The following is a 7312-nucleotide window of genomic DNA, read 5'->3' on the forward strand; positions in this document are numbered from 1 at the left end:
GAGTGGGCGTCTCGCGTGTCTTCGCTCAAGACCTCGCTGACCCGGCGCGAGGACTTCGACTCCGTGCCGATCAAGGCGCCGCGCGTCTACAAGGAGATCAACGAGATCTTCGACCCCTCGACCTACTTCGTGACCGCGATCGGGCTCTACCAGATCTGGGGCGGCCAGCACCAGAAGGCCTACCAGCCGCGCCGCTACCAGGTCTGCGGCCAGGCCGGTCCGCTGGGCTGGGAGATCCCGGCGGCGATCGGCGTGAAGACCGCGCTGCGGCACACCGAGCCGGACACCGAGGTCGTCGGCATCGTCGGCGACTACGGCTTCCACTTCCTGGTGGAGGAGCTGGCGGTCGGCGCGCAGTACGACATCCCGTTCGTGCTGATCATGCTCAACAACGAGTACCTGGGCCTGATCCGCCAGGCCTCGATCGGCTACGAGATGAACTACCAGGTCGACATCCACTACGACGACCACGGCACCGACAACGTCAAGATCATGGAGGCCTACGGATGCTCGGGACGCCGCGTGTTCGCCCCTGACGAGATCCGCCCCACCCTGGAGTGGGCCCGCAAGCAGGCCGCGGCGACCAGCCGACCGGTGCTGGTGGAGATCATGATCGAGCGCGAGGCGAACACCCCGCACGGCCCCGCGATCGACGCGGTGCGCGAGTTCGAGGCGCTGCCCGAAGCACTGCCGGAAGCGCTGGTGTGAGGACGGTGTCCAGCGCGGGGCATGTCTTGCTGGCGACCGACAAGTTCAAGGGCTCCCTGACGGCCGCCGAGGCCACCGCACGCTTGACCGCAGGATTTCGCAGCGCGGTGCCAGGCCTGGGCATCCGCTCGATCCCGGTCGCCGACGGCGGCGAGGGCACGGTCGACGCGGCGGTCGAGGCGGGCTTCGCCAGGGTCCTGACCCGCGCGACCGGCCCGACCGGCGAACCGATCGAGGCGGGCTTCGCGGTGCGGGGCGAGACGGCGGTGATCGAGGTGGCCGAGGCCTCCGGGCTCCGGCGCCTGCCGCGCGGGGAGGCGGCGCCCCTGTCGGCGACTTCGTACGGGACGGGCCAGCTGATCCGCGCCGCGCTGGACGCCGGCTGCACGCGGATCATCCTCGGACTCGGCGGGAGCGCCTGCACCGATGGGGGAGCGGGGCTGGTTCAGGCGCTCGGTGCACGGTTGCTCGACGCCGCAGGACACGAGCTCCCACCAGGCGGCGCCGCGCTGGCACGGCTGGCGCGCATCGACCTGGCGGAGATGGCGGCGATCGGGGAGCTGATTGTCGCCAGCGATGTCGACAACCCGCTGCTCGGCCCGAACGGCGCGGCGGCGGTCTACGGGCCGCAGAAGGGCGCGACGGCCGAGGATGTCGTACTGCTCGACGCCGCGCTCGCGAACTGGTCGCGCGTGGTTCAGGACACCGTGTCGGGTCGGGGCTTCGGCTCCGACCCGGCCGGCCACTTGGTGAATGGCTCTCCGCGAGAGCATGCCTCGGCAGCTCGCTTGGCCCACGGTCTGGCGGACATTTCCGGCAGCGCGGGCGCGGTGCAGGAGTTCGCGGTGGCAGCTGGCGGAATTGGTTTTGCGCATGCTCCCGGTGCGGGCGCGGCTGGCGGGATTGGTTTTGCTGCGCTGGCCTTGCTCGGCGCGCGACTGGAGCCAGGCATCGACATCGTCCTCGACCTGGCCGATTTCGCCGCCAAAGCCGACGGCGCCCGCCTCATCATCACCGGCGAGGGCTCCCTCGACCCCCAGTCCCTGCGTGGCAAGGCCCCGGCCGGTGTCGCACGCGCCGCCGCCCGAGCCGGAGTCCCCGTCGTCGCCGTCGCCGGCGTCTGCACCCTGACCCCCGCCGAGCTTGCGGCAGCCGGCATCTGCGCCGCCTACACCCTCAGCGGCATCGAGCCTGACCTGGACCGCTGTGTCCTCGATGCCGGGCCGCTCCTCGAACGGCTCGCGGCCGATATCGCAGCCTCCTTCAGCGGAGCCGCCTCATGACCGAACCCTTCGACCTCGTCCTCCGCTCTACGCGCGCCGTCCTCCCCGACGGTCTCCGGCCCGCCGCGGTCGGCGTTCGTGCGGGTCGCATCGCGGCCGTCGGGGACTACCGTGCCGCCTTCACCGCGCGCGTCGACCTCGACCTCGCCGACACCGCGTTGCTCCCCGGGCTCGTCGACACGCACGTCCACGTCAACGAGCCCGGCCGCACGCGCTGGGAGGGCTTCGCCTCGGCGACGCGGGCGGCGGCGGCCGGCGGCGTCACCACGCTCATCGACATGCCGCTCAACTCCATCCCGCCGACGGTCGACGTCTCGGCGCTCGCCGTGAAACGCAAAGCGGCGCACGGTAAGTGCTTCGTCGATGTCGGATTCTGGGGCGGCGCGATTCCCGGAAACACCGCGTCGCTGCGTCCGCTGCACAAAAATGGGGTGTTCGGGTTCAAATGCTTTCTCGCCGATTCCGGCGTCGAAGAGTTCCCCGCGCTGACCGTCCCGGAAATGCGCGAGGCATTGCGCGAGATCGCCCGGTTCGACGGACTTCTCATCGTCCACGCCGAAAACGCCGAAGGACTCGCCGCCGCACCTTCCAGCACCCGCTATCGCGATTTCCTCGCCTCGCGCCCGGCCGCCGCCGAAGACAGCGCCATCGCCGCCGTCATCGACGCTGCCCGCGAATACCGCGCACGCGTCCACATCCTGCACCTCGCCGCCGCCGAAGCCCTGCCGCGCCTCGAAGCCGCGCGGGCCGAAGGCGTGCGCATCACCGCCGAGACCTGCCCGCACTACCTCACCTTCAGCGCCGACGAGATCGGCGACGGCGCCACGCAGTTCAAGTGCTGCCCGCCGATTCGCGGCGCCGCCGACCGGGAGGCGTTGTGGGCGGCGCTCGCCGACGGCCTCATCGACATCATCGTCTCCGACCACTCGCCCTCGACACCCGACCTCAAGCAGCTCGACACCGGCGACTTCGCCGCGGCCTGGGGCGGCATCTCCTCGCTCCAGCTCGGCCTGTCGGCGGTGTGGACCGGCGCCCGAGCCCGCGGCTACGGCCTGGCCGACGTCACGACCTGGATGGCCACGCGCCCCGCCGACCTGGCCGGACTCCCCGCCAAGGGCCGCATCGCCGAGGGCTGCGACGCCGACCTGGTGGTCTTCGACCCCGACGCCACCTTCACCGTCGATCCGGCGAATCTGCACCACAAGAACCCCATCACGCCCTACGCCGGCCGCGAGCTGCGCGGCGTCGTGCGAGCGACCTACCTGCGCGGCGAGCCGGTGACCGCGGCCCCGCGCGGAAGATTCCTCGCCAACCCACTCGCCAATCACCTCACGCACCCGGAGGCCCGATGAGCGACACCCCATCCTTCACCCAGCTGACCGACCTCGCGGCCCGCGACGTCGGAGGCGCCGTGGTCTGGGCCAACGACGAGTTCTTCGGCGAGAAGGAAGCCCTGATCCGCCCCGAACCGCCGACCTTCAGCCCCCACACCTTCGGCCACAAAGGCCAGATCGTCGACGGCTGGGAAACCCGCCGCCGACGCCCCGGCGGCCCCGGGGTCGACGGCACCGAGCACGACTCCACGATCGTGCGCCTCGGCCTGCCCGGCCTGATCCGCGGCGTCACCGTCGACACAGCGTTCTTCATCGGCAACTACCCGCCTTACGCGCGCGTCGAAGCGGCCAACGTGCCCGGCTTCCCGACCCCGGCCGACCTGCTCGCCGCCGAGTGGACCGAGATCGTCCCGACCAGCGCGCTGTCCGGGGACTCCGAGCACCACTTCGCCGTGGAAAGCATGCGCCGCTTCACCCACGTCCGCCTCGCCATGATCCCTGACGGTGGCATAGCCCGCTTCCGCGTCTACGGCGAAGCCGTCCCGGACCCGCGGTTCCTCGACACAGGCGGCGTGGACCTCGCAGCCCTGACCAACGGCGCGCGCATCGTGGCCGCCTCCAACATGTTCTTCTCCGCGCCCGAGAACCTCATCAAGCCGGCCGAGTCGCGCGTCATGGGCGAAGGCTGGGAGACGGCGCGCCGCCGCGACGACGCCGGAGACTGGATCGAAGTCCGCCTGGCCGCGCAAGGCGTCCCGGCCGTCATCGAGATCGACACCGCCAACTACAAGGGCAACGCCCCGGACCACATCGTTCTGTTCGGTGCCGACCAGCCCGACCAGCCCGGCCAGGAAACCGGCTCGGACTGGTTCGAGGTGATCGGCCAGACCCGCATGCTGCCGGACTACAAGCACCGCTTCCGCCTGGAAACCGCACGTCCCGTGACCCACCTGCGCCTGGAGGTACGTCCCGACGGCGGCGTGGCACGCCTGCGCGCCTACGGAACCCTCACCGACGCCGGCCTCGCCGCGGTCCGCACCCGATGGACGGACCACGCATAGCACAAAACCCACCCGGAATGGCATTCCCTCGCCGTAGGAATTCGACGGCGAGGGTATCGCCATGCCTATTTGCGGTTTCGCAGAAATCTGCATTGTGGGAAGGTACGAATTCTGCGTCACTATAGAAAAACTCGATGAGCGTCATTGACCGGGTATCAGGCGACGGACTAGCTTCGCATCCAATAGGTGAACAGCCCGCGAAAACTCGCCCGGAACGGATGTCGGCTTCCGCCCCCCGTTTCCTGACACAGCGCGCACGGCTCAGCGACAAACCCCTCACGCCAAGGGAGCCCCTCCATGAGCACATCCGAAAGCGGCACGCGCGATACTGCCAAACCCCCGGTCCCAGACGTACATCCGGTCGACGAGGTCCTGCCGGCGCCCCGGCTGACCGTCCTCGGCCTGCAGCACCTGTTCATCATGTACGCCGGGGCTATCGCCGTCCCCTTCGTCGTCGGCGGCGCGCTCAAGCTCTCGGCCGCCACCGTCGCCCTGCTCGTCAACGCCGACCTGCTGGTCGCCGGCATCGCCACGCTGATCCAGGCGGTCGGCGTCGGCAAGCTGTTCGGCGTGCGGCTGCCGGTGGTGGCCGGGGCGACGTTCACCGTCATCCCGCCGATGATCACCATCGCCGCGAAGTTCGGCGGCGAGAAGGGCCTGCCCTACGTCTACGGTGCCATGCTCTGCTCCGGCGTCTTCGGCCTGCTGATCGCCAAGCCGTTCGCCAAGGTCATCCGCTTCTTCCCGCCGCTGGTGGCCGGGATCGTCATCACGGTCATCGGGCTGTCGCTGATCGGGCCGGCCGCCGCGATGATCGCCGGGCACGATACCGAGGACCCGCACTACGGCCAGGTCTCGCACATCATGGTCGCCTTCGCGGTGGTCTTCGGCATCCTGGTGCTGGCGCGGACGCTGCGCGGCTTCCTCGGCCAGATCGCGCCGCTGCTGGCCATCGTCGCCGGCGGCCTGCTCGCTCTGTTCACGCACAGCTGGTCGGGTAGCACCCGCACGCACTCTTGGAACCTGTCCGGCGTCGGGCACGCCGACTGGCTGGGCCTGGCGGCGCCCTTCCACTTCGGTGCGCCCCGGTTCGACGCCGCCGCGGTGATCTCGATGTGCATCGTCATGCTGGTCACCTACACCGAGTCCACCGCCGACATGATCGCGGTGGCGGAGATGACCGGCAAGGAGCTCACCGGCGGCGACATCACCCGCGGCCTGGCCGCCGACGGCCTGTCGGCGCTGCTCGGCGGCTCGATGAACTCCTTCCCCGACACTCTGTTCGCCGAGAACGTCGGGCTGGTGCAGATGACCGGCGTGCGCTCGCGCTGGGTCACCGCGGTGACCGGCGGCATGCTGGTGGTGATGGGTGTGGTGCCGAAGGTCGGGGCGTTCGTGGCGGCGGTGCCGGAGTTCGTGGTCGGGGGTGCGGCGCTGGTGATGTTCGCGACGGTCACCGCCGTGGGCATCCAGACGTTGAAGAAAGCTGAGTTCCACGGCAACCACAACCTGCTGATCGTGGCGACGTCGCTGGGCCTGTCGCTGCTGCCGGCCTACGCCTCCGACCGCTTCGGGAACTCGATCTTCTTCGAGCGGTTCCCGGACTGGGCCCAGATCGTGTTCGGCAGCCCGATCACCATCGCGGTGGTGACGGCCTTCACGCTGAACCTGGTGTTCAACCACCTCGGCGGCGGCGTCACGGTGCCCGGGCACACCTTCACGGCGCGACCAGCGGCGGGATTCGACGCAGCGCCAAGGCCAGCACTCCAGCGATCCCCAGCAGCGAGCCCGCTACCGTGACCACGCCCGGCCACCCGTCGGCCGACCAGGCCCGGCCGCCGAGGCTGCCGAACACCGACGAGCCGACGTAGTACGAGAACAGATAGAAGGCCGCGGCCTGGCTGGGGCTGGCACCGGACGCGTGCGAGCGCGCCGTCACCCAGCCGCTGGCCAGGCCGTGCACGGCGAAGAACCCGACGGTCAGCGCGCCGATCCCGAGGATGACGATCGGGAGCGAGCCGGTCAGCGTCAGGAGCACGCCCGCGAACGCGACGGCGCAGGCGATCGGCGCGATCGCCCGCCGTCCGAGGCGGTCGGCCAGGCGGCCGGAGACCGTGGAGCTGACGGTGCCGAGCGAGTACGTCAGGAATATGAGACTCACCAGACCGACGCCGAGGTGGAACGGCGCGGCAGTGAGTCGGAAGCCCACCGCGTTGAACACCGCGACCAGCGCGCCGACTGCGCAGGCGCCGAGGGCGTAGAGCGCGAGCAGCGCCGGGTCCGCCAGGGCTCGGCGCTGCATGGCGAGCACGGTGCGGCCGCGGAGGCGGGTTGCGACGAAGTGGCGGGATGGCGGCAGGGTGACGGCGACGATGATCGCGCAGGCTGTGGAGACGCCGGCGGCGGCTACCAGGGCCCATCGCCAGCCGGCCACTTCGGCGATCGGGGCGGTTACCAGGCGCGCCGCCATGCCGCCGATCGCGGTGCCGCCGATGTAAAGGCCTGCGGCGCGGGCTTGGGCGGAAGGGTGCATCTCCTCGCGCAGGTAGGCGGTGGCTACGGCGGGGAGGCCGGCGAGTGCCACGCCGGCGAGCAGGCGTAGTGCTATCAGGGAGTCCCAGGTGGGTGCGATCGCGCAGGCCAGCGCTAGGACGGAGGAGGCGGCCATGGAGAAGCGGATCAGGACGGTGCGGCCCAGGGCTTCGGACAGGGGGCCGAACACGAGGAGGGCCAGGGCCAGGCCGACGGTGGTGGCCGAGACGGTGAGTGTGCTTTCGGCGGGGGAGACGTGGAAGGCGTGGGTGAGGTCGGGGAGGAGGGCCTGGGTGTCGTAGAGGAGGACGAAGGTCGCGATGCCGGCGGCGAACAGGGCGGTGAGGACGCGGCGGAACTCCGGGGTGCCGGGGAGGTGGCCTTGGTGCTCGGG

6 protein-coding genes are annotated in these 7312 nt (G+C 70.6%); 5 read left to right on the forward strand and 1 reads right to left on the reverse strand.

Annotated features, from left to right (window positions below; translation table 11 throughout):
* The 5 genes from GWK61_RS51145 to GWK61_RS51165 form a co-directional block, all read left to right on the forward strand.
* A partial coding sequence (locus tag GWK61_RS51145; RefSeq protein ID WP_228564352.1) for a thiamine pyrophosphate-dependent enzyme occupies positions 1-708 on the forward strand: 708 nt, incomplete at its 5' end.
* A gap of 29 nt (positions 709-737) precedes the next feature.
* Complete coding sequence (locus GWK61_RS51150; RefSeq protein ID WP_194921322.1) at positions 738-1991, forward strand: glycerate kinase; 1254 nt, start codon at positions 738-740, stop codon at positions 1989-1991.
* Positions 1988-3343, forward strand: coding sequence for an allantoinase AllB (allB, locus tag GWK61_RS51155; RefSeq protein ID WP_194921316.1), 1356 nt, complete (start codon positions 1988-1990; stop codon positions 3341-3343). Before GWK61_RS51150 ends, allB begins: the two co-directional genes overlap by 4 nt.
* Positions 3340-4386: an allantoicase gene (gene alc, locus GWK61_RS51160; RefSeq protein WP_194921318.1), complete on the forward strand. Its 1047-nt coding sequence runs from the start codon at positions 3340-3342 to the stop codon at positions 4384-4386. The genes allB and alc overlap by 4 nt, the downstream gene beginning before the upstream one ends.
* 297 nt (positions 4387-4683) lie before the next feature.
* Positions 4684-6186, forward strand: coding sequence for a nucleobase:cation symporter-2 family protein (locus GWK61_RS51165; protein WP_194921320.1), 1503 nt, complete (start codon positions 4684-4686; stop codon positions 6184-6186).
* Here the strand turns inward: GWK61_RS51165 and GWK61_RS51170 are convergent.
* Positions 6104-7312, reverse strand: a 1209-nt coding sequence (locus GWK61_RS51170) for an MFS transporter (protein ID WP_228564354.1), incomplete at its 5' end; no start/stop codon positions are given. The two genes, GWK61_RS51165 and GWK61_RS51170, sit on opposite strands and share 83 nt — an antisense overlap.

It is taken from the genome of Catenulispora rubra, assembly GCF_015356825.1.
Classification (GTDB): domain Bacteria; phylum Actinomycetota; class Actinomycetes; order Streptomycetales; family Catenulisporaceae; genus Catenulispora; species Catenulispora rubra.